Below are 22,643 nucleotides of genomic sequence, written 5' to 3' on the forward strand. Positions count from 1 at the left end.
GGCAATGCTCGCCAATTCCAGATTGTCAGGTCGTGCAGTCTGCATCACGCTGGCGCGCATGAGGACTCACACGACGATAAACGGATCGGAGCTCTTGCTGGGCGTGATCGCGATCCGGCTTGCGGTGCTGGTCCTAGTGGGCTGGGGCTTGACGCTCCTGCCGCGGCAGGCACAGGACAGCGAACCGACGTGTCTCCCCTCGTCCGCGGCTACGATCGAAGCGCGGTCGCCAGCTAACCCGGCAGGCACGCGCATCGTCGATGCCGCGCTCGACGACCTGCGTCTGCACGACTAAGGCGCCAGCGCATCGCTCGGAGAAGCGACGCGAGCCTTCATCGCTTCGCTCATGGGAAGCTTGAGGTTCTGGCCCTTCGGTGGAATCGGCGACTCGAACCATTTTACGTAGAGCCGCCCGAACCCGCCGGACGCCATTTTCTCCTTGATTGCGGCGTCGACGAGGGCCTTGAACTCCGGGTCGTCCCTCCGGGTCATCAGCCCGTAGTAGGATGGCGCATAGGTGGCTGCCAACATCCGGAAAGCTTTGGGATCGGATGCGTTCGCGACAAGGCCGGCAACCAGGATATCGTCCTCAAACCACGCCACCGCGCGGCCCGTTCCGAGCATGAGGAGCGACTCGGCGTGGTCCTTGGCCTGGACGATCGTGACATTCAGCTTCTGGTCATCGATGATCTTCCTGGCGACCCCGAAATTCAGCGAACCCTGCGTGATGACGACCGTCTGCCCGTCGAGTCCTTTCGGCTCCATCACCTGCGACGAGGCGGACACCAGCCAGCGCGGCGACGCCACATAAGTCGCAACGGAGAACGCGACCTGCTTCTGCCGATCGGCCGTATTGGTCGTGCTGCCGCACTCGACGTCGATCGTGCTGTTCTGCAGCAAGGGAATACGATTGGACGCATTCACTGGAACGTATTCGATCCCGAGTTCGGGCCGCTGCAATGCAGCTTTGATCTTGTCGGCCACAGTGGAACAGAGGTCGAGCGAAAGTCCGGTCGGCTTCTGATCGGCCGCGAGATAAGCGAACGGAATCGACGCCTCGCGGTAACCGAAGGTGATCTTGCCGACCTCCCTGATCTTGTCGAGTGTCTGGCTGGCTGCCCGCGCGGCCGGAATATCGAGCAGTGCAAACGATACGGCGGCGATGGCGAGTGTCGGCAAAGATTTGCGGATCATGTCAGCCTCCGACAAGTTGCTAGGCAGCGGGGTTTCGCGACAGCTCGTCGAGACTTTCCCTCAAGGCCCGATCCAGGATTTCAACAGCGTGGTCGATTTCCTCGGTCGAGACGGTCAGAGGCGGCGCGATTCGCCACACCGACCCGCGCTCGGGGCGGCGCCGGATGTTCATGCTCAGCCCGTACTCAAAACACTTCCTCGTCGTCAGGCCGCCAAGCTGGTGAGCTGGGCGCCGGCTGTTGCGATCACTGACCAGTTCGACACCGAGCAGGAGGCCCATGCCCCTGATGTCGCCGATCTGCTCGTACTTTTGCTGAAGGCCTTCGAACCGGCCGCGCAGGTAGGCGCCCATCTCGTTTGCGCGTGCGACAAGTTTTTCTTCAGTGATCACGCGCAGCACCGCGAGCCCGACCTCTGCAAGCAAGGGATCGGAGACGTGGCTTGTGTAATAAGTGAAGTGATCGTCGTGGAGCTTGCTCTCGATCGCCTCGGTTGTAGACACCGCTGCAAGTGGGAGACCGCCGCCGAGCGTCTTCGACATGGTCATGATGTCGGGAACGACACCGAAATATTCCGATCCTGTCCTTTTGCCGATGCGCCCAAAGGCAGTCTGGGCCTCGTCAAAGATCAGCAGCATGCCGCGATCGTCAGCTGCCTTGCGCAACGCCTCCATGAACGCCTTCGGCGGTACCAATACGCCGCCGGCGCTGATCACGGGCTCCGCGATGATCGCCGCACCCCGCCCGCTCGACTGCATGTCGAACATTTTCAGCGCGAGTTCGAGATTTGCGAGCGCGGACTCGTCCTCGCTGCCCTTTGTGATGTAGGGCCGATAGGCGTTCGGCTCGGGGATGACGAACACGCCTGGCGGCGGGACGCCATATCCCTTGCGGTCGCTGGCCATAGAGACCGAGGCGGCCCCGCCGGTGATGCCGTGCCACGAGCCGCCGAGGACGAGCACCTCGTAGCCGCCGGTGTACATCTTGGCCATCCGGAGCGCGACTTCGGTCGCTTCCGAACCGGTGTTGATGAAGATCGAGCGCTTGATATCTCCGGGAAGCCAATCCGTGGCCAACACCTGGGCGAGTTCAGCGACGACTTCGGGGATCATCCCGCTGAAGAGGTGGAAGGCCTTCTTCCCTGCTCTTTCCACCGCCGCAACGATGGCCGGATGGTTGTGGCCGATGGTGGCGCACATCTGGCCGGAGGTGAAATCGAGATAGTCGCGCCCGTCACTGTCGGTCACGATCGTCCCCTTCGCCGAGGTGAAGAGGTTCGGAAAGACGTCTCCGCCGTATCGGACCAGGAACTCGTCGGCGGCCTGTTTCAGCGCAGAAGTCATGGATTCTCCTCGGGCAAGCGGCATCCCTCGCACGGACGTGCGGTGCGGCGGTGTGCTCGCCGTTGTCGGGTCGGTTTTGGGGTACGAAGCTGTTGCTTCAGGGCGCCTGCGGTACGAGACTTGCCCGAGCAACGTGGACATTCGTACCGAGCGGACATGATGGGCGCCAGTTCAAAAAACTCAGCAGCCGATGAAGCGGACTCAACGCAGCGGCCGCGAATGCCTCCACTCAAGGCGCTGTCGGCGTTCGAAGCGGCCTCGCGCCACGGTAGCTTCAGCCGGGCCGCCGAGGAGCTCGGGGTCACGCCCTCCGCGATCAGCCATCACATCCAGAAGCTCGAGGACTTCCTCGGCGTTCCCGTCTTTTCCCGGCACGCCGGCCGTGCAGTCCTCACCAATGCGGGCCGCACCTATGCCAGCGAGATCGAGCGCGCGTTCGGAACGATCATGGGCGCGACTCGGCTGGTGGCGCCGCAGTCGCAGCGCGAACACCTCTTCATCGCGAGCGGTCCGAGCTTCGCTGCCAAATGGCTTCAGCCACGGATCGGACATTTCATCGGCCAGCACCCGGAGATCGGGATCAGGCTGTCGACCATCACTGACTTGCGCGACCTCGAAACCATTCGGTTCGATCTCGCCATCGCCTATGGCCGTCCTCCCGTTGGCAACGGCCGGCAGATCGAACCGTTGCTGGCGGAGCGTCTGCGCCCGCTCTGCAGCCCGCGGCTGATTGAGCAGCTCGGGCTGCGCGAGCCCGGCGATCTCGCCCGCGCCACGCTGATCCATTCCTCGAATGCCCTGACCTGGACCGACTATCTGCGACAGGTCTTGGGCTCGACCATCAAGGCGCGCCACGAATTGTGGTTCGACCGATCCACGATGGCCATCGACGCCGCCGTCGAAGGTCTCGGCGTCGTCCTGGAGAGCGAGATCCTCGCTTCCGACGAACTCGAAAAGGGCACGCTGGTCGCGCCCTTCTGCCAGCCCAAATTCGAGGTCGAGACGGTCTCCTATTATCTCGTGCGGTCCGCTGAAGCCAAAGGCCGCAGCCACGTCGGCGCATTCGAAGCCTGGCTGCGCGCGAAGATCCCGGCTGCGAATCTGCAGGCGACAAGCGTGGCGTGACGCCTGCGGACCCTGCAAAGCAGAGCCGCCATGTGAGCGCGTCGTAGGACAACGCGCCTGCTTGCATTAGCATCCGGCACCAAGGCCGCGCGGATCAATCAGCGGCCGCGAGGAGCAGTTCGATGGAATACCGACGCTTGGGCCGGTCCGGCCTCATGGTGCCCGCCTTGAGCCTTGGCACCGGCACGTTCGGCGGCGTCGGCCGTCTCGCGGCTTGGGGGACGACCGACGCCACGGAAGCGCGGCGCCTTCTGGACATTTGTCTCGAGGCCGGCGTGTCGATGTTCGACACCGCCGACGTCTATTCGCTCGGCGAATCCGAGCGGGTGCTCGGTGAAGCCATTAAGGGCCGCCGCGACAAGGTGCTGGTCTCGACCAAGGCCACCTTCCGCTTCGGCGACGGCCCCAACGACATCGGCTCGTCGCGGCAGCATCTGCTTTCGGCCATCGACGGCTCGCTGAGCCGGCTCGGCACCGACTATATCGACCTGTTCCAGCTTCATGGGTTCGATGCCATGACCCCGCCGGAAGAAGTGCTGAGCACCCTCGACGTCCTCGTGCGCGCCGGCAAGATCCGCTATGTCGGTGTCTCGAATTTCTCGGGCTGGCACCTGATGAAGTCGCTTGGCGTTGCCGACAAGCACGGCTTCCCGCGCTATGTCGCCAACCAGACCTACTATTCGCTGGTCGGGCGCGACTATGAGTGGGAGCTGATGCCGCTCGGCCTCGACCAGGGGCTTGGCGCCGTGGTCTGGTCACCGCTCGGATGGGGCCGCCTCACCGGAAAGATCCGCCGCGGCCAGCCGAAGCCTGAAGTGAGCCGCCTGCCCCAGACCGCCGATTTCGGGCCGCCCGTGCCGGACGAACACGTCTATCGCGTCGTCGAGGCCATCGACGAGGTCGCAAAGGAGACCGGCAAGAGCGTCTCCCAGATCGCACTGAACTGGCTGCTGCAGCGCCCGACCGTTTCGACGCTGATCATCGGCGCCCGCAACGAGGCGCAGCTGCGCGAAAACCTCGGCGCGGTCGGGTGGTCCTTGACCAGGGACCAGATCGCGAAGCTCGATGCCGCGAGCAAGGTGACGCTGCCCTATCCGTACTGGCATCAGCGCGGCACGTTCTCCGACCGCAATCCGCCGCCGGTGTAGACATCTTCGGCAAGGCGACGTCGCGCTGGCGAGCCTATGAGATTCTGACTGATGCATGCCTGTGGCGCCGGGAGACCTGCTTCCGGCACAGGAACCGTCCGTGTCCTGCCGGGTTGCGATGATCAGAGCAATTTCCTAATCCGGGGATCATCACGGCTCGAATCAAGCGCGCCTCCACCATGTCGTCCATCCCGATCGAGCATGCCGACGGCCTGCCGCAGCCCCAGCGCAATCAGGCGATCCTGACCATTGCGCTCGGCATCACCATGGCCGTCGTCGACAGCGCCATCGCCAATGTCGCGCTGCCGACGATCGCAGCCGACCTCAACGCGAGCCCCGCCTTCTCGATCTGGATCGTCAACGGCTACCAGCTCGCGATCACGATCTCATTGCTGCCGCTGGCGTCGCTCGGCGAGATCGTCGGCTATCGGCGCGTCTATCTGGTCGGGCTTGTGCTGTTCACGCTCGCATCCGCTTTCTGCGCGCTGGCGCATACGCTGCCGCTGCTGACGATCGCGCGCATCATCCAGGGATTTGGCGCGGCCGGCATCATGAGCGTCAACTCGGCGCTGGTTCGCTTCACCTATCCGCGCAACCTGCTCGGCCGCGGCATCGGGCTCAACGCGCTCGTCGTCGCCTTCTCCGCCGCGGCCGGGCCGACGCTCGCCGCCGGCATCCTCGCAGCCGGCAGCTGGCCCTGGCTGTTCGCCATCAACGTCCCGCTCGGCGTGGTGACGCTGGTGCTCGGCCTGCGCAGCCTGCCGCACACCACGCCCGCGAGCCATTCCTTCGACTGGCAGAGCGCGGGCCTCTCGGCGATCACCTTCGGCGTCGGCATCGCCGCGATCGACAGCGTCGGCCACGGCGAGGCGACGATCACCTGTCTCGTCCAGTTCGCCATCGCGATCGTCGCAGGCGCACTGTTGATCTACCGCGAAACGCACATGGCATCGCCACTGCTGCCGGTCGACCTGTTGCGCATCCCGGTCTTTGGACTTTCGATTGCGACCTCGATCGCCTCGTTCTGCGGGCAGATGCTGGCCTTCGTCGCGATCCCCTTCTACCTCCAGAGCCGCTTCGGCTATTCGGCCGTGCATATGGGCCTCTTGATCACGCCATGGCCGATTGCGGTGGCATTTGCAGCCCCCCTCGCCGGCCGCCTGGTCGAGCACTATCCGGCCGGCCTGCTCGGCGGCATCGGGCTGACGCTGTTCGCCTGTGGCCTCGCCGCGCTCGCCTTCCTGCCCGCAAGCCCGACACCGCTCGACATCATCTGGCGGATGGCGCTCGCGGGCGCCGGCTTCGGCCTGTTCCAGACCCCCAACAACCGCACCATGATCGCGGCCGCTCCGCGCGAGCGCTCCGGCGGCGCCAGCGGCATGCTGGGCACGGCGCGGCTGCTCGGCCAGACCACGGGCGCGGCGCTGGTGGCGCTGTTTCTGGGTCGCTATCCAGTCGAGGGAACCCGGATCGCGCTTCTCACCGGCGTTGGATTTGCGCTCTGCGGCGCGATGCTGAGCATGCTGCGGCTGTCGCCGGCGGGTGCGCGGGGCGCCGAACACGTCCGCGTCCAGGACGACCAGCGCCTGCGGGGCGAATAGGGCTGCGTCCGGCGCGCCTCACATCTTCACCATCTCGGTGCGATATTTCGGCAGCAGTGCCGCGATCAACTTGCCCTTCTCGGCCATCCCTTCCGGGGTCGGCTTCGGCGGTGGCGATGTGCGGCTTTCGACGGGAAAGCCAACCGCCAGGAAGAATTCGTCCTGTCCCGCGGGCGTACACATACACAGCATGCGGGCCGTCTTGCCGGACACGTTCTTGAACGCATGCGGGGCGTTGGCCGGAACGTTGACGGTCGCCCCCGCACGTACGGTGTGGGACTTTCCACGAAAGGTGAATTCAAGTTCGCCTTCGAGCAGCGTGAACATTTCCTCGAAGTCGTGGCGGTGCGGCGGCGGCCCGCCGCCGGCGGGCACCAGCATGTCGACCAGGCAGTAGCGTCCAGCGGTCTGCGCACCTGACACCAGGATCGTGTAAGTGCCGCCGGCCACAGAGACATGCGGCACTTCGGAGCCGTCGGGATCGGCGACCGTCAGGGCGCGGCCGGGATCATCAGGGGGGATCGCGGAAGTTGACGGAGAATTTGCAGAAGGCGCGTTGGTCATCTCGGATCTCGTCGCCTGTGGCTGGCTGCCTAAAAAAAGGCCGGCTTCGCAGCCGGCCTTTTCGATTCATGATGCGCCGATCAAGCGATCAAGCCTTGACCAGCGGGCCCTTCGAGGTCGGCCCCTTGGAGCCGCCGGGACCGCCCGGCTTGTTGGGCTTGCCCGGGGGGCGCTTGCGGGTGCCGGGCAACTTTTCCTGCTTCGGCGTGACCGGGCCCTCGACGAACTCGAAGCCGATCTTTTCCTTGGTCTCGTCGGCCTCGTCCTTGACCAGGACGACGCGGACGTGACCGCCGCCCTTGAGCTTGCCGAACAGCACCTCGTCAGCCAGCGGCTTCTTGATGTGCTCCTGGATCACGCGGGCCATCGGCCGCGCGCCCATCTGCTCGTCATAGCCGTGCTGGACCAGCCAGGCCTTGGCGGGCTCCGACAGCTCGATGGTGACATCGCGGTCACCGAGCTGCGCTTCGAGCTGAAGCACGAACTTCTCGACCACGGTGCCGATCACCTCGACGCTGAGATGGCCGAACGAGACGATGGCATCGAGACGGTTGCGGAATTCCGGCGCGAACTGCCGGTTGATCGCCTCGTGGTCGTCGCCTTCCCGCTTCGAGCGCGTGAAGCCGAACGCCTGCTTGGCCAGATCCGAAGCACCCGCATTCGTGGTCATGATCAGGATCACGTTGCGGAAGTTGACCTGCTTGCCGTTGTGGTCGGTGAGCCGGCCGTGGTCCATGATCTGGAGCAGCACGTTGTAGAGGTCGGGATGCGCCTTCTCGATTTCGTCGAGCAGCACCACGCAGTGCGGGTGCTGGTCGACGCCGTCAGTGAGCAGGCCGCCCTGATCGAAGCCGACATAGCCGGGAGGCGCGCCGATCAGGCGCGACACGGTGTGCCGCTCCATGTATTCGGACATGTCGAAGCGCAGCAGCTCGACGCCGAGCGACGCCGCGAGCTGCTTGGCAACCTCGGTCTTGCCGACGCCGGTCGGACCTGAGAACAGGTAGCAACCGATCGGCTTCTCCGGCTCGCGCAGGCCCGCGCGGGCGAGCTTGATGGAGGCCGCCAGCGACTCGATCGCCTTGTCCTGACCGAACACGGTGCGCTTCAGGGTCTGCTCGAGATGCTTGAGCACCTCGGCGTCGTCCTTCGACACGCTCTTCGGCGGGATCCGCGCCATCGAGGCGATCGTGGTCTCGATCTCCTTGATGCCGATGGTCTTCTTGCGCTTGTTCTCGGCGACCAGCATCTGCGCCGCGCCGGACTCGTCGATCACGTCGATCGCCTTGTCGGGCAGCTTGCGGTCGTGGATGTAGCGCGAGGACAGCTGTACCGCCGCCTCGATCGCCTCATTGGTGTATTTGAGCCGGTGATAGTCCTCGAAGTACGGCTTGAGGCCCTTGAGGATGGCGATGGCGTCCTCGACCGTCGGCTCGTTGATGTCGATCTTCTGGAAGCGCCGCACCAGCGCGCGGTCCTTCTCGAAGTGCTGACGGTATTCCTTGTAGGTGGTCGAGCCCATGCAGCGGATCGTGCCCGAGGCGAGCGCAGGCTTGAGCAGGTTCGATGCGTCCATTGCGCCACCCGACGTCGCGCCCGCACCGATCACGGTGTGGATCTCGTCGATGAACAGGATGGCGTTGGGATGTGCCTCGAGCTCCTTCAGCACCTGCTTGAGGCGTTCCTCGAAGTCGCCGCGATAGCGCGTGCCCGCGAGCAGCGTGCCCATATCGAGCGAGAACACGGTCGCAGCCGCCAGCACCTCCGGAACCTCGCTGTCGACGATGCGCTTGGCAAGGCCCTCCGCGATCGCGGTCTTGCCGACGCCGGCCTCACCCACGAACAGCGGATTGTTCTTCTGACGGCGGCACAGCACCTGGATCGCGCGGTTGATCTCGGAATTGCGTCCGATCACCGGATCGATCTTGCCGTCACGTGCCTTCTTGTTGAGGTTGACGCAATAGGTCTCGAGCGCCTCGCCCTTCTTCTTGGCGTCCTCGGCCCCCTTGGTCTCGGTCTCCTCGTCGACGCCGCGCACCGGCCGCGCCTCGGAGACGCCCGGGCGCTTGGCAATGCCGTGGCTGATGTAGTTGACGGCGTCGTAGCGCGTCATGTCCTGCTCCTGCAGGAAATACGCAGCATGACTCTCGCGCTCGGCGAAGATCGCGATCAACACGTTCGCACCGGTCACCTCTTCGCGACCGGAGGATTGCACGTGGATCACCGCGCGCTGGATCACGCGCTGGAAACCGGCGGTCGGCTTGGCGTCGTCGGCGCCATCCGTCACCAGGTTTTCGAACTCGGTCTCAAGATAATTGACGAGGCTCGTGCGGAGCTTGTCGAGATCGACGCTACAGGCACGCATGACGGCGGCTGCATCGGAATCATCGATCAAGGAGAGCAGGAGATGCTCGAGCGTCGCGTATTGGTGATGACGCTCGTTGGCGATCGCCAGTGCACGATGCAGGGATTGTTCAAGGCTTTGAGAAAAAGTCGGCATTCGCGTCCTCTATGGCCCCCACCATCATGATCGCCATCGCCCGGTCAGGCAACAACAACCTTTGTCACATATAGTTATACAAGACTGCGGCGAAAGACCGGTTCCGCGACTCGATGGGCATTACGCGCCCACCGAATTCTCGATGCAAAACCCGTTCCGATTTGGGCAAAACTACCCATTTGGGCAGGATTGGCGGCGGCGCTGATTTTCGCCGGATCATGCAGCGGCATCCGCCGACATCACACACCGCACGAACAGAACCGATCCAAAGAACTCGGGATTCGAACGCGCAGTTACTTCTTTTCCATCACGCATTGCAGCGGGTGCTGGTGCTTGCGGGCGAAATCCATCACCTGCGTCACCTTGGTCTCGGCAATCTCGTACGTGAACACGCCGCACTCGCCGATGCCATGATGGTGGACGTGCAGCATGATCTTGGTCGCGGCCTCGATATCCTTCTGGAAGAACTTCTCCAGCACATGGACGACGAATTCCATCGGCGTGTAGTCGTCGTTGAGGATCAGCACGCGATAGAGGTTGGGCCGCTTGGTCTTTGGCTTGACCTTGGTGATGACGGACGTGTTCGGGCCCGCCGGGCCACCGGAACGGTTCTCGTCATTGCTCATCCGGGGAGCGTGGGCGGCGGCGGCCGCGGACAGGTCGAGTCTGGAAGTCAATTGCGGCATGGCTCAGGCGTTCAAATTCCCCATGGAAGCGTATGGCAGTTCGCCGCGCGGTCCCGCACCGGGGAGCCTCGCACGGGCGCGCCACCTTGTTGGATCGCCGCTTCCAACCAGCCCGGTCGAAACCGGATCGATTGCAGGGAATATGGGCCCGCCCCCGGCCCGCCGCAAGCATGCAACGGCCCAGCCGATGCGGCCGCGACGGTCCCGATTCCCGGTCCGGGCGATCCGCACCAAGGTTAACCAATCCCGACCGATTTGCCAAAATAATCCGTCCTCGGTTTCACCGACATTAACCAGACCCCCCTTCGGCGGCGGGGGCGCGACCTTTTGCGCGCGACTGGCCCTGGATTTGTACGGTCGAATTTACCTGATATTCAACCGCGCCCCCCGAAATCAGGCAAACCAGAGAATTTCGGGGACCGTCATGTTTCGCCTGCCCGCCGCCCGGCGCACTCGTCGACCCCTGGCTCGTTTTGCCGCCGCCGAGCAGGGCAACGTCGCGGTCATCTTCGCGATCATGCTGTTCCCGACCATCTATTTGTTGGGCATGACGCTCGATTACACCCAGGCCCAACGCCGACAATCGCAACTGGACGCCGCAGCAGACGCCGCAGCAATCGCAGCGGTGACGCCGTCGATGATGGCCCAGAGCACGACGGTCGCACAGACGACTGCCACGAACATCTTCAATGCAACGGCAAACGCTATCGCCGGCGGCCTGACAGGGTCGCCCAATTTGACGGTTACCGTCGGTAATGTCGGTCTGGTACGTACTGCGACCGTCACTTATACCGCGAACTCCAGCAACGCCTTCCCGTCCCTGCTCGGTGCCCCCGTGTGGCCGATCAAGGGCGCCGCGACGGCCAGCGCCTCCGGCGCGCCGAATATCAACTTCTATCTGCTGCTGGACGACTCGCCATCAATGGGCATCGCGGCGACGGCGAACGATATCACCAACATGATAGCCGCGACAAAAAACCAGCCCTCTGGCTCGGCGAACTGCGCGTTCGCCTGTCACGAGAAAAATCCCCAGTCAGACTCCGGCGCGAACTCCTCGACCAAGGACAACCTCAGCATCGCACGCAGCAACAACATCACGTTGCGTATCGACCTCGTGGCCCAGGCGACCGCGAGCCTGATGGGCACAGCGCAATCCACAGAGGCGACGCAGAACAACACTTACAAGGCCGCGATCTATACATTCGACTACGGCTTCAACACGATTTATGCGCCGTCAGGGCTGCCTTCCGCCGACCTGACGTCTGCCGCTAGCCAGGCCGCCAGCAATATTTCGCTTCTCACCGTCGACCATCAGAACTGCGTGATCTCGGGGTGCAGTATCACCACCGACTACGGCACCGACATCGAGAACGCGCTATCGAGCGTCAATGCGATCATGCCCGCACCCGGCGGAGGATCCAACCAAACCGGAGACACGCCCCAGGAAGTGGTGTTCCTCGTCACCGACGGGGTTGACGACAAGATCGTATCGTTAAGCTCGTCCTGTAGCGGTACGCCGATTGCGACTGGCTCCAAATATCGGTGCCAGCAACCAATCAACACGTCGATATGCACAACGATCAAGAATCGGGGCATTCGCATCGCGGTGCTCTATACCGAGTACCTCCCGCTGACGACCAACGGCTGGTACAACAGCTATATTGCGCCGTTCAACAATCCTTCGTCGTCCACGGGCCAGATCGCGCAAAATTTGCAATCCTGCGCATCATCGCCCAGCTTGTTCTTCGACGTGCAATCGGGCGGTGACATCAGCGATGCACTGAAGAAGCTGTTCCTGAAGGTCGTGGAAACGGCTCCCCACCTGACCAACTGAGCTGACATCATGTCCTTGTTGCACGCAGCATCCGGAAAGCGACGCCTTCGCGAGACGTTCGCGGCCTTTCTCAAGGACGCGAAGGGCGCGAACGCGGTCGAATTCGCGCTCGTCGCGCCGCCGTTCATCGCGCTGTTGGTCGGAATCATCCAGATCTTCCTGGTTTTCTTCGGCCAGCAATTGCTCCAGCAGGTCGTGCAGCAATCGGCCCGGCAGATCATGACCGGCCAGGTGCAGGGGGCCGGGATGACGCAGACTCAATTCTCGACCCTGGTGTGCTCGCAGGTCCGCATCATCTTCAGCTGCAACAATTTGATGATCAGCGTCCAATCCGCAAGCACTTGGTCCGCGTTGAGCGCGGCTTCACCGACGTTGACGTTCGATGCCAACGGCAATGTCACCAACAACTGGCCCTACAGCCCAGGCGGTCCTTCCGACAAGGTCATCCTGGCGGTGATCTACCAATGGCCGGTATTCATGGGACCGCTCGGCTTTACTCTGGCGAACCTGCCGAATGGCAATCGCCAGATCACGGCTTCAGCCGCTTTCCAGAATGAGCCCTATCAATGACCCGCTTGCCCGTGCGCCTGAGGGAGTTTCGAGCCAACGAAGATGCCGTGGCAGCAATCGAGTTTGCCATCGTGCTGCCGTTCATGCTGCTGCTCTGCATGGGCGGGGTCGAGCTCGGCAACGCTCTCGCGATCAACGTCAAGGTCACGAATACAGTGCATACGATCGCCGATATCCTGTCGCAGAACAAGTGCGTGACCACGAGCGACGTCACCGGCATTCTCAACGCCTCGTCGAAAGTTCTAACACCCTATGACATCACCAAGGCCGTCGTGACCGTCTCGGAGGTGCAGCCAACCGGCGATAACATCACAGCCAAGGTGATCTGGAGCCAGTCGCTTAACGGCACGGCAAGAGCGACCGGAACAACCGTCACCCTGCCGACGTCCCTGACGGGGGTGCCGACGACAGCTGGGCTTATCCTTGGTGAGGCGACGTACTTCTATACGCCGAACCTCGGCTACACGATCAGCGGAACAGTTTCGCTCAGCGACAGCTACTACCTGTATCCTCGCCAAACGAGCTTTGTCCCTGCCATCACAAGCGGGACGACGCCGCCCGTTCCAAGTACCTCATGTCCAACCTCATGACGTGCCGCCACTCGCAAAAAAAGCCCGGCTGAACCAGCCGGGCTTTTTCGATTCCAGCGCGTTTCGAAAGCGTTACTGGGCGGCCGGGGTGAACTTCGACACGACCGTTTCGACCGGCTTGAACGCCTGCTTGGCGAGGTCGCTGTAGAGGCCGGCGATCTTCTGCGATTCCGCGACGAAGGTCTCGTAGGCGGAACGGGCGAAATCGGTCTGGGCTTCCATCGCCTTGTCCAGCGACTTCACGCCGGAAAGCTTCTCGACGAAGGACTTGGTGTCTTCAAAAGACTTCTTGGTGTAGTCGCCATAAGCGCTGGCGATCGCCTGGAGGCCGTGCTGCACCGAGGTCGCGGAAGCAACGCACGTCTCGAAATGCTCTTTCCCGTAGTTCTGAAAGTCTTCAACCTTGAACATCTTGGAATCCTTTTCCCTGGCTCGTGTCCGGAAGCCCCGGCTCCCTGACTCTGCCCACAATTAGTGCAACGCACAAAAAAGTCAAGAATCTTGTGCGACGCACAAAAATCGATGCAAGTTACGGAAATTCCCGGGGTTTCCGGCAAGCATTTCTTAAGCTTTTGGAAACCGCGGCGCCCTACCCTGATTCCCTGGACGTGTTCACCTTCCGCAAACGGTCAAAAGCCGTTTGAGAACATCACCTTAGCCAGAACAGCGGCTCAGGCCCAACGTTCCCCGCAGCGAGCACCAGCGGAGGGACAGCCTGAGCAGGTAATGATCCCGGGTCCGCAGGGCACAATTTCGCCTCACGAGCCGGTGATCAAGTCACAAACGGGGACGGGGTTCCATGCTTCGTAGCAACTGGTCTTCCTCGCGCTTGGCGCGGGTTGGCGTTTTCGGGCTTCTCACGGTCACCACAGCCGTCATCTTCACGACCGATGCCGCCGACGCGCGGCGCCATCGGCGCCACTACGCGCACCACCGGGTGCAGCGTGAAGCGTCTGAGAGCTCCAGCCCGAAATTCGCATCGATCATCGTCGACGGCAATTCCGGCGCGGTGCTTCAGTCGACGAGCCCCGATGGGCTGCGCCATCCCGCCTCGCTCACCAAGATCATGACGCTCTATCTGCTGTTCGAGCGTCTCGAGTCCGGCAAGATGAAGCTCGACACCGAGATGCCGGTGTCGCAGCACGCCGCCGACCAGGATCCGACCAAGCTCAATCTGCGTGCCGGCCAGACCATCCGCGTCGAGGACGCGATCAAGGGTCTCGTCACCCGCTCCGCCAATGACGCTGCTGTTGTGATCGCCGAGGCGATCGGCGGCGACGAGGACGATTTCGCCGCGATGATGACGCGCAAGGCGCGCGCGCTCGGCATGTCCAAGACGGTCTACCGCAATGCCAACGGCCTTCCCAACGACGAGCAGGTGACGACCGCGCGCGACCAGGCCACGCTCGGCCGCGCCATCCAGGAGCGCTTCCCGCGCTACTATCGCTATTTCTCGACCACCTCGTTCACCTGGCGCGGCGAGCAGATCCGCAACCACAATCATTTGCTCGGCAGCGTCGACGGCGTGGACGGCATCAAGACCGGCTACACCCGCGCCTCCGGCTTCAACCTCGTGACCTCGATGCGCCGCGGCAACCGCCATCTGATCGGCGTGGTGCTCGGCGGCCGCAGCGGCGGGTCGCGTGACGCCATCATGCGCAACCTGCTCGCGGAGAACCTCGAGAAGGGCGCGACCGCCCACACCGTCGTGGCGGTGACCGAGCGCAACAGCGCTGACACCGGCACCGACGTCGCCGATGCTTCGGATATGCCGGCCCGTCCCGCTGCGCCGGTTCAGGTCGCAGCCGCCCCTGCCCCCGAGGCACCCGCGCCGCGTCCCGCCTCGCGCCTGTCGGCCCTTGCAGCTGCGACCGCCGCGATGCCGCCGGCCCAGACCAAGCCGGAAGCCAAGCCCATGGAGTCGAAGATCGAGCCCGCGCCGCTCACCAATGGCGTGATCTCGAGCCAGCCGCTCTCCCTCATTCCGGGGTCGTCCGAGCCGATGAAGCCGGTGCGGGTCAAGACGGTTCAGGTCAAGGCCGGCGCGGTCAAGGTCGCCTCCGCCGCCCCGACCCAGGTCGCGCCGCAGGTCACCAACACGATTTCGTCCCGCTCCGACGTCGCCGAGACCTCCGGCGCTGTCGTCGCCAGGGCCGACATCATCAACAAGCCGGAGCAGGCCCGGGCCGAGGCCGCCCGGACCGAGATGCCGCAGCAGCCGGCGGGCTTCGGCACCGGCAACGGCATCCTCGGCGTGCTGCCGGCGGCCACGACCGCCGCCCCGGCACCCGGCCCGGTCGCGAAGCTCGCCTCCGCCGATCCGGCCCCGCAGCCGATCCAGATGAGCGCCACCACCAAGCCGGTCGCCAGCCACAGCGGCTGGATCGTCCAGGTCGGCGCGCTGGAGAGCGAGAGCGAGGCCCAGCAGCGAATTGAAGCCGCCCGCAGCTCGGCCCGCGGACTGCTCAGCAAGGCCGATCCCTTCACCGAGCCTGTCGTCGCCAGGGACAATCGCAAGCTCTACCGCGCCCGCTTTGCCGGGCTCGAGCGGGACCAAGCCGAAGCGGTGTGCAAGGCGCTGAAGCGCGCCGATATCTCCTGCATGACCGTCCGCAACTAATCTCCCTACCCTTCCGAACAGAATGCCCGCGCCTTGCGCGGGCATTCTTGTTTTTGGGATGCGGTGGCGCTGGAGGCTGTTCGGCGACAACCTCTCGTCAAGGATTTACGGTTAAAACTTTACGCAAGGGATCGACCACGCCGACAATGGCGGGCATCGGGGCGACGGCAAACAGAGCAAGCGGAGCTCACGCGGTACGGGCGTTTGTAGCGTGGTGCCGGAGTTAGCCGTTATGCGTACGAAGCAGAGTATCCTTGGCCTCGTTTACACGGGCAGCCAGGTACGTCGAGCCCCCCTGGTCGGGATGCAGTTTCTTCATGAGGGATTTGTGCGCCCGGCTGATGTCGTCGCGCCCCGCTCCCGGTTGCAAGCCAAGGATCTGATAGGCTTCCTCCGCAGTCATTTTGCCGCTCGACGCCGTGCGGCGTTGCCCCCCTGCCGCGTTGCCATGCGCGTTCTGACGCCAAGCGGGAAACCGGCGGTCCAGATAGCTTTCAAGTAAGGCCACGCTCTCGGCGTCGAACGCCGGGACCATCGCCAGCAGGCTTGCAAGATCGAACTCGTCGAGACCGCGCCCGGCGTGAGGCCCGGCGACGATCTGGCCGGAGAGCTGGCCGGACTCGTGGTCGAGCCGCATGTCCAGGAATTGCGAGCGCACGCGCGAGCTCTGGCTGGACGAGCGCGTCGCGCCGCCACCGAACAGGCCACCGATATTGCCGAAGCCCGCATTCGCCAACGGCGTCCAGCCGAGCAGTCCGGCGCCAAATATCCCGAGCGGGATCGCAACCGCCAGTTCGCCCCTCAAGCCCGTGAAGGCGGCCACTGCGAGCGCGACCACGCCGCCCCCGACCTTGATGGCGCGCGCCAGCACGGCCGGATTGGCGGCGCGGAACATCTGGAGCAACAGATAAAGCGTGATAACTGCGACAAGGCCGGCAATCAGGGTCATGGCGGGAATATAGTCGCCCTCTTGCCAAAAAGCATGGTGTCCTTCCCTCCGTCCAAGATCGCAAGGTGACACGACAGGCTCTTTTGCCGATAAGCACTCTGCCCAATCATTCAGGCAGGCGCGACCGTGACGACGATCGCGTCATCATCGTAGGAGCGATGGCAAGGGCTTGGGGGAGACGATGAGCAGCGGATTCAAGCCACCGATCGTGCCGGCCGGTTTCTTCGGAATTGTCCTTGGCCTTGCAGGTCTCGGCAATGCCTGGCGTGCCGCACACCAGGTCTGGCACTTGCCGGCGATCGTCGGCGAAATCATTTACGCTTTCGCCTCGATCGTCTGGGCGGTGCTGATTGCGCTGTTCGCGCTGCGCTGGATTTTCGCGCGCGCCGAGTCGCTTGGTGAAGCCCATCACCCGGTCCAGTGCTGCTTCATTGGCCTCGCCGGCGTCTCCACCATGCTGATCGCGATCGCCGCGGAGCCCTATTCGCGCCTCGCCGCCATCATCCTGTTCGCGGTCGGCGCGGCCTTCACATTTGGTTTCGCACTGTGGCGGACGGGACTGTTGTGGCGCGGCAATCGCGATCACACGGCGACAACGCCGGTCCTCTATCTGCCGACCGTTGCGGGCGGCTTCGTCACGGCCGGCGCTTCAGCGGCGCTTGGCTACCCCGATTGGGGACAGCTCGCCTTCGGCGTGGCACTGTTCTCCTGGTTCGCGATCGAGTCCGTGCTACTGCACCGGCTCTATACCGTCGAAACCCTTCCCATCGCGCTGCGTCCGACGCTCGGCATCCAGCTCGCACCGCCCGTGGTCGGCGCGGTCGCCTATCTCGCCATCAATGGCGGTGTCCCCGACATGTTCGCGCATATCATGGTCGGATACGGGCTGATGATGGCGCTGCTGCTGCTTCGCCTGCTGCCCTGGATCATGGAGCAGCCATTCTCGGTGTCCTATTGGGGCTTCACCTTCGGCGCCACGGCGCTTGCGATCGCGCCGATCCGCATGGTTGGCCACGGCGACACCGGCGCGATCGCGCTGCTCGCGCCCTATCTGTTCGCGGCCGCCAATATCGTGGTCGGACTGATCGCGCTCGGCACGCTGCGCCTGATCGTGCAGGGACGCTTGCTGCCGCCTGTCGCCGCACCGCCTCCGGCGCAGGCCGCACGGGCTTGATCTGCTACTTCATTTGTCCGATCAGCTGCGCCGCGCCGCTCGCCGTCTTCGCCAGTTTCAATAACGCCTCGCGGCCGCCGGCTGCATAGGCCGCAGCAGCCCGCAACAACTCACGCAATTGCGCCGCCGCGCCCGGATCGAACCGGCACCAGGCGCCGCCGGTCAGGCGCGCGATCTCGCGAAACGCCTGTTCGGCGACTGCATCATGGCCTTCCTGAAACAGGAACACCGGCACCTTCAGCATGCCGAGCTCGCCGGCCTTGGCGCAGAGCGCGTCGACCTTCTCCTCCATCGCATCGCCGACGAAGACCACGGCACGCACACCCGATGCGACTGCCTCGCGCCGCGCATCGGTCAACACCCTGCCGATCTGAGTGTCGCCGCCGCGGCAGTCGATCTTGCTCATCAGCGTCGCAAGCTTGCCGCTGTCCGAAATCCACCCGGTGGCACGGCATTCGTTGAAGCCGCGATAGTAGACCAGCCGGATGTCGAGGCTGCCAAGCGAGGCGGCCTCGCGAAACATGTCCGCCTGAAGCGCGCAGGCCATGTCCCAGGTCGGCTGCCGGCTCATCGTCGCATCCAGCGCGAAGATCAGGCGGCCCTTCGCGCCCGGCGCATGCGGCGACAGCGCACGCGCCTTGGCGACGAAGGCGGCGACGTCCTCCGAAGTCGAGGTCCTTGCCTGCGGCAGCGCGCCGTCGCTTTCGGCTCTCGCCGAGACGGCATCGCTATGGCGCGGTTTGATGGGGTCGCCGGGCATCTGGGGTCGCACTTGGTCTCACACCACCAATGTGGATAGCGTGCCCTGCCCGGTCAATGCACAAAACCTCCGCAGGCGGGTGCCGACGGAGGCTTTGAAGCGCATTTCCGACGATTGTCGGATTGATCAGCTCTTGATCAGCTCTTGGCTGGCGACATCAGGGCAACGGGACCCGGCTCGAGCACATTCGGCGGCGACGACGTGGTGTCGACCGGCGCCATTGCGCTGTCGGTGTCGCTCAGGAATTTATCGAGCATGCCCTGGATCGAGTTCTTGGCGTCGTCCGGACCGGTGTCGCGCATGTCGTTGTGCTGGAAGTCGGTCTTCACGACCTGAATCCCGGCCTTCTCGCACTCCTCATCGGTCGGGATCACGCCCGGATCGGTCTTGAACTGCGGATCCTTAGAGCGGAACGACAGGATCTTGAACTTGCCGGCGGTGACGAAGGGCACGCGGAGATTGTCCAGCGTGACGACCTTCTTGACCTCGTCCGGATACTGCTTGGCGAAATACATCGTGATGTCGCCACCCATGGAATGGCCGACCATCGTCACCCGCGAATAGTCGGCGTTGGGCTGGACCTTCTTCATCTCCTGCATCGCCAGATGGATGTTGGCAACACCGCGCAGGATCTGCGGCAGGCGGCCGACATAGAGCTCACCGGGCTTGGTCACCATCGGGGGATCGGTCGGCAAATCATGCTGCGGGCTGACGACGAGATAGCCGCGCGCGGCGAAAATGTTGGCGAGGAAGCCGTACTCAGTGTTCTTGACGGTGTTGCCGTGATTGATCACGGCAACCGGCATCGTGATCAAGCCGGCATTGGCCTGCATTTCCTTGTCGCGACGGATCGCGATGTCGACGGGCACGGGACGGTTGTCGCGCGAAGGATCGTAGAAGGTGATGGTCTCGTGTTTGATCGCCCACTTGCTCGCCGTGAAATAGGCGACGCCGCAGAGGGCACTGACACAAACCAGAACGGCAATTCCACGCTTCATTTTCGTCCTCAGCCTCAGGCCTTCTGGCCTGAAATCGCAGTTGAAATCGTGTTCGTAGAGGGCTCTCGAGGGCCCCTTGTCGCCTATTCCCTAATATACGTCACAGCAGCGTGACAGGAAGGCCAAATATTGTGAACTGGCAGCCCTTTCATTGTGCGCCGCACACGTTTGTTAGGCACCCCATCCTCATACCGCTACGTCAGGGTGCAGGTCACCATTCGACGCAACCTGTCTCGATTGGGTTCAATTTCGCGGCAAACGTGGGATGGAAACGGCCGAACACGACCGCAGTTCCCGCGAGAACCGGCTGTTTTGATCGACTGGAAGTAGAGTTATACCGCCTGTATCAGGCGCCGAAGATGTCGTGAACCTCGAGCGGCTTGTCGACCTGGCTGAACCACTCGGCGCGATTTGCCGCACGGCGGCGGCCGCGCTCGTCGAGCGGCAGCTTGAGCTGGCGGAGCAGGCTCGTGACCTCTTCCCGCGCGGTGAGATGGCCGAGATTGGGCCGCATCCCGAGCGTGGCCTCGTCGATCTCGTCGAGCGCCGTCAGGCCGCGTGGAAAAAACTCGCGATAGACGACGCGCTCGGCGAAGCCGTCCACGTAGCGGAAGCCGAGCCGCAGCGACAGATCCTTCAGCCCTTCGGCGACGAGTTGCTTGTTGCGGGAGCCGAGCATCGACAGGCGGTTGCGCACCACGATCCAGTCGGTGGTCGAGCCATCGAGCTGGCGGCGCTTGCGCCTGACGTCGCGCACCATCTCCGCGTAATGGCTCTCCCCTGTCACCGCGTAGTTGGCGGGGTCGACGGTGCCGAGCACGTCGAAATCGAGGAAGCTGTCGTTGATCGGCGTAACCAGGGTGTCGGCCATCGAATGGGCAAGCCGCATCAGATAGCTGTCGGTGCCGGGCGTATCGATGACGATGAAGTCGAAGCTGCTCTCGACCGCCGAGACCGCCTCCATGAATTGAAGGAACTCGGAATTCTCGTTCTCGGCGACCTGCATGGTCTCGCCGAGCTTGATGCAGCGATGCATCGGCAACTCGAGGTCGAGCTTGGTGCGGCGCGCCCAGGCGGAGCGGTTGTTGATGTAGCGGGTGAAGCTCTGCTGACGACAGTCGAGATCGATGGTGGCGACGCGCTGGCCGGCCTTCAGGAGCGCAACTGCGATGTGCAGGGCGGTGGTCGATTTGCCGGAGCCGCCCTTTTCATTGCCGAGCACGACGACATGCGCCGAGCCGGATTGGCTTTGGCTAGCCTGCACAAGCATGGCGATCCTCAACACCCCTGAACAATATCTTCGAGTTGGCCGCGTCTGCGGTCAAGTGAAATGCGTGACAGGATGACGAAATCGCAGTGCGCTGGTCTTCATCGCGAATCGTGTCGCGTGTCGCCTCTGTGATCCAGCCGGCAAGAGCGCGCCATCCTCGCTGCGAGAGATGCTGTGCCGCATGTCGATGCTTGGCGTCCACGACCGCTGCTTGTTAAGGTTAGCCGCAAGCGCGGTGGACCGCGCCCACCCCCAACGATCGCTGAGTCCTGATGTCACGAAGCCCCTTGATCACCCGCACGGTGCCCGCCCTGCGACGCGCCGTCGACACTCTTCGCAAGCGAAAGGCCACGGTCGCGCTGATTCCGACCATGGGGGCACTCCATGACGGGCATGTGTCGCTGGTGCGCCTGGCCAAGCGACGCGCGAGCCGCGTCATTGTGTCGATCTTCGTCAATCCAACTCAGTTCGCCCCGACCGAGGATTTCGGCGCTTATCCGCGAACCTGGAAGGCCGACATCGCCAAGCTCGCCGCCGAGGATGTCGACATCGTCTGGCACCCTGGCGTCGAGGCGATGTATCCGGAGGACTTTGCGACGCGCATCGTTCCGGAGGGACCGGCACTGGCCGGTCTCGAGGACCGCTTCCGCCCACACTTCTTCGGCGGCGTCGCCACCGTCGTCGGCAAGCTGTTCACGCAATGCCGGCCGGATGTCGCGATCTTCGGCGAAAAGGACTTTCAGCAATTGCGCGTGGTGACGCAGATGGCACGCGACCTCGACCTTGGCGTGAAGGTGATCGGCTCCCGCACGGTGCGCGAGCGCGACGGGCTCGCGATGTCGTCGCGCAATGTCTACCTCTCACCCGAGGAGCGGCAGACCGCCACCACCCTCTACCGCGCCATGAAGGACAGCGCCGGGCGGATCCAGGCCGGGCAAGCCATCGCAAGTGCGATGGCGCGCGGCGCCGACGTGATCAAGGCGGCCGGCTTTGCGCTCGACTATTTCGAGCTCCGTCATGCCGAGACGCTGGCGCCTGTCACCTCGCGCGCGGACGGGCCACTGCGGATTCTGGTCGCAGCCAAGCTCGGCACCACACGGCTGATCGACAATATCGCGGTGCGATAGCCGAAGTTGATCTCAAGGTTGACTTCGAACTGGAGCCCTTTCCGTTCCGATGGAATCCGAACGGGGCTCCAGATTCTTGTTTTGACGCGTTTTCTTTACGCGAACCGCTACCCACTTCGCTCGAAAACGCTCTAGCGCCTACAGCAGCCCGAGATCGCGCAGCTCGCGCCGCATCGGCTCCGGCATCGCGGCGATGCTGCCTGCGGCGGACTTGCCGAGATCGGGCGGCACGGAATCGTCGGTGAGATAGCGCCAGCCCTGGAACGGGCGCATCGGCCGCGGCGACACCGGGATCACTTTCGGCTGCATCACGATCCGGCAACGCCCGATACCGTCCTTGTCGCGGAACGGCTCGATGCCGATGATTTTTTCGCGCGCGGCGATCTCGCCCTTGATGACCCAATAGAGCGATCCGCCTGACAGAATCTCGGCGTCGCGCTTGGGCACCATGCGGGTGATGTGGATGTGGTGTTGCGGCAGGCCTTTTTTCCTGGCCGTCTGCATCCGCTCGGCGACCCACCCCTTCAATTCCTTGACGGAGTCGCAGCCGACGGCAAGCTTGATCAGATGGAGTGGCATGGCCCAGCATTA

21 protein-coding genes are annotated in these 22,643 nt (G+C 63.7%); 10 read left to right on the forward strand and 11 right to left on the reverse strand.

From position 1 onward, the window contains the following. Positions 1 to 4 precede the first annotated feature (4 nt). A complete protein-coding gene (locus tag ACLFLU_RS25330; protein ID WP_426407540.1) occupies positions 5 to 295 on the forward strand; it encodes a hypothetical protein in 291 nt (96 codons plus the stop codon). Here ACLFLU_RS25330 and ACLFLU_RS25335 read toward each other — a convergent pair. Further along, positions 292 to 1,194: an amino acid ABC transporter substrate-binding protein gene (locus tag ACLFLU_RS25335; RefSeq protein ID WP_426407541.1), complete on the reverse strand. Its 903-nt coding sequence runs from the start codon at positions 1,192 to 1,194 to the stop codon at positions 292 to 294. The two genes, ACLFLU_RS25330 and ACLFLU_RS25335, sit on opposite strands and share 4 nt — an antisense overlap. 19 nt (positions 1,195 to 1,213) lie before the next feature. Then, positions 1,214 to 2,536: an aspartate aminotransferase family protein gene (locus ACLFLU_RS25340; RefSeq protein WP_426407542.1), complete on the reverse strand. Its 1,323-nt coding sequence runs from the start codon at positions 2,534 to 2,536 to the stop codon at positions 1,214 to 1,216. Between the two features lie 219 nt (positions 2,537 to 2,755). Here ACLFLU_RS25340 and ACLFLU_RS25345 point away from each other — a divergent pair, with 219 nt between their 5' ends. From ACLFLU_RS25345 to ACLFLU_RS25355, 3 genes are all read left to right on the forward strand, one after another. Then, the gene (locus tag ACLFLU_RS25345) at positions 2,756 to 3,661 is read left to right on the forward strand and encodes a LysR substrate-binding domain-containing protein (RefSeq protein WP_426407543.1); all 906 of its coding nucleotides are present in this window, start codon (positions 2,756 to 2,758) and stop codon (positions 3,659 to 3,661) included. A 122-nt stretch (positions 3,662 to 3,783) separates the two neighbouring features. Continuing rightward, entirely contained in the window at positions 3,784 to 4,809 is a 1,026-nt protein-coding gene (locus tag ACLFLU_RS25350; RefSeq protein WP_426407544.1) for an aldo/keto reductase, read from the forward strand. 179 nt (positions 4,810 to 4,988) lie between these two features. After that, a complete protein-coding gene (locus ACLFLU_RS25355) occupies positions 4,989 to 6,410 on the forward strand; it encodes an MFS transporter (protein ID WP_426407545.1) in 1,422 nt (473 codons plus the stop codon). Positions 6,411 to 6,428: 18 nt separating this feature from the next. Here ACLFLU_RS25355 and ACLFLU_RS25360 read toward each other — a convergent pair whose 3' ends face one another. The 3 genes from ACLFLU_RS25360 to clpS all read right to left on the reverse strand — a co-directional run bounded on the left by ACLFLU_RS25360 (position 6,429) and on the right by clpS (position 10,100). Continuing rightward, positions 6,429 to 6,974, reverse strand: coding sequence for a cupin domain-containing protein (locus ACLFLU_RS25360; RefSeq protein ID WP_426407546.1), 546 nt, complete (start codon positions 6,972 to 6,974; stop codon positions 6,429 to 6,431). Positions 6,975 to 7,062: 88 nt separating this feature from the next. Beyond that, a complete protein-coding gene (clpA, locus tag ACLFLU_RS25365) occupies positions 7,063 to 9,474 on the reverse strand; it encodes an ATP-dependent Clp protease ATP-binding subunit ClpA (protein ID WP_426407547.1) in 2,412 nt (803 codons plus the stop codon). Positions 9,475 to 9,767: 293 nt separating this feature from the next. Next, the gene (gene clpS / locus ACLFLU_RS25370; RefSeq protein WP_426414073.1) at positions 9,768 to 10,100 is read right to left on the reverse strand and encodes an ATP-dependent Clp protease adapter ClpS; all 333 of its coding nucleotides are present in this window, start codon (positions 10,098 to 10,100) and stop codon (positions 9,768 to 9,770) included. Positions 10,101 to 10,584: 484 nt separating this feature from the next. Here clpS and ACLFLU_RS25375 point away from each other — a divergent pair, with 484 nt between their 5' ends. From ACLFLU_RS25375 to ACLFLU_RS25385, 3 genes are read left to right on the forward strand one after another with little or no spacing between them, the layout of a single operon-like run. Beyond that, a complete protein-coding gene (locus ACLFLU_RS25375; RefSeq protein ID WP_426407548.1) occupies positions 10,585 to 11,994 on the forward strand; it encodes a TadE/TadG family type IV pilus assembly protein in 1,410 nt (469 codons plus the stop codon). Positions 11,995 to 12,003: 9 nt separating this feature from the next. Next, positions 12,004 to 12,564 (forward strand): TadE/TadG family type IV pilus assembly protein, encoded by a 561-nt coding sequence (locus ACLFLU_RS25380; RefSeq protein WP_426407549.1) that lies wholly within the window; start codon positions 12,004 to 12,006, stop codon positions 12,562 to 12,564. Beyond that, positions 12,561 to 13,154 carry a TadE/TadG family type IV pilus assembly protein gene (locus ACLFLU_RS25385; protein ID WP_426407550.1) on the forward strand — a complete coding sequence of 198 codons (594 nt, stop codon included), beginning with the start codon at positions 12,561 to 12,563 and terminating at the stop codon, positions 13,152 to 13,154. Before ACLFLU_RS25380 ends, ACLFLU_RS25385 begins: the two co-directional genes overlap by 4 nt. Before the next feature lie 72 nt (positions 13,155 to 13,226). Here the strand turns inward: ACLFLU_RS25385 and ACLFLU_RS25390 are convergent, their stop codons facing one another. Next, positions 13,227 to 13,565: a phasin family protein gene (locus tag ACLFLU_RS25390; RefSeq protein WP_148754857.1), complete on the reverse strand. Its 339-nt coding sequence runs from the start codon at positions 13,563 to 13,565 to the stop codon at positions 13,227 to 13,229. Between the two features lie 388 nt (positions 13,566 to 13,953). Here ACLFLU_RS25390 and ACLFLU_RS25395 point away from each other — a divergent pair, with 388 nt between their 5' ends. Then, positions 13,954 to 15,774: a serine hydrolase gene (locus tag ACLFLU_RS25395; protein ID WP_426407551.1), complete on the forward strand. Its 1,821-nt coding sequence runs from the start codon at positions 13,954 to 13,956 to the stop codon at positions 15,772 to 15,774. Between the two features lie 223 nt (positions 15,775 to 15,997). Here ACLFLU_RS25395 and ACLFLU_RS25400 read toward each other — a convergent pair whose 3' ends face one another. Beyond that, positions 15,998 to 16,723 (reverse strand): DnaJ domain-containing protein, encoded by a 726-nt coding sequence (locus ACLFLU_RS25400; protein ID WP_426407552.1) that lies wholly within the window; start codon positions 16,721 to 16,723, stop codon positions 15,998 to 16,000. A 181-nt stretch (positions 16,724 to 16,904) separates the two neighbouring features. Between ACLFLU_RS25400 and tehA the strand changes: the two genes are divergently transcribed. Next, positions 16,905 to 17,897: a dicarboxylate transporter/tellurite-resistance protein TehA gene (tehA, locus tag ACLFLU_RS25405; protein WP_426407553.1), complete on the forward strand. Its 993-nt coding sequence runs from the start codon at positions 16,905 to 16,907 to the stop codon at positions 17,895 to 17,897. Positions 17,898 to 17,901: 4 nt separating this feature from the next. Here tehA and ACLFLU_RS25410 read toward each other — a convergent pair whose 3' ends face one another. The 3 genes from ACLFLU_RS25410 to ACLFLU_RS25420 all read right to left on the reverse strand — a co-directional run bounded on the left by ACLFLU_RS25410 (position 17,902) and on the right by ACLFLU_RS25420 (position 20,925). Beyond that, a complete protein-coding gene (locus tag ACLFLU_RS25410) occupies positions 17,902 to 18,657 on the reverse strand; it encodes a VWA domain-containing protein (RefSeq protein WP_426407554.1) in 756 nt (251 codons plus the stop codon). Positions 18,658 to 18,794: 137 nt separating this feature from the next. Further along, positions 18,795 to 19,655, reverse strand: coding sequence for an alpha/beta fold hydrolase (locus tag ACLFLU_RS25415; protein WP_426407555.1), 861 nt, complete (start codon positions 19,653 to 19,655; stop codon positions 18,795 to 18,797). 346 nt (positions 19,656 to 20,001) lie between these two features. Next, the gene (locus ACLFLU_RS25420) at positions 20,002 to 20,925 is read right to left on the reverse strand and encodes a division plane positioning ATPase MipZ (protein ID WP_426407556.1); all 924 of its coding nucleotides are present in this window, start codon (positions 20,923 to 20,925) and stop codon (positions 20,002 to 20,004) included. A gap of 272 nt (positions 20,926 to 21,197) precedes the next feature. Between ACLFLU_RS25420 and panC the strand changes: the two genes are divergently transcribed. After that, entirely contained in the window at positions 21,198 to 22,052 is an 855-nt protein-coding gene (panC, locus tag ACLFLU_RS25425) for a pantoate--beta-alanine ligase (RefSeq protein ID WP_426407557.1), read from the forward strand. 138 nt (positions 22,053 to 22,190) lie between these two features. Here panC and ACLFLU_RS25430 read toward each other — a convergent pair whose 3' ends face one another. Next, positions 22,191 to 22,631: a DUF1489 family protein gene (locus ACLFLU_RS25430; protein WP_426407558.1), complete on the reverse strand. Its 441-nt coding sequence runs from the start codon at positions 22,629 to 22,631 to the stop codon at positions 22,191 to 22,193. Positions 22,632 to 22,643 lie beyond the last annotated feature (12 nt).

It is taken from the genome of Bradyrhizobium ganzhouense, assembly GCF_049949285.1.
Taxonomy (GTDB): domain Bacteria; phylum Pseudomonadota; class Alphaproteobacteria; order Rhizobiales; family Xanthobacteraceae; genus Bradyrhizobium; species Bradyrhizobium ganzhouense.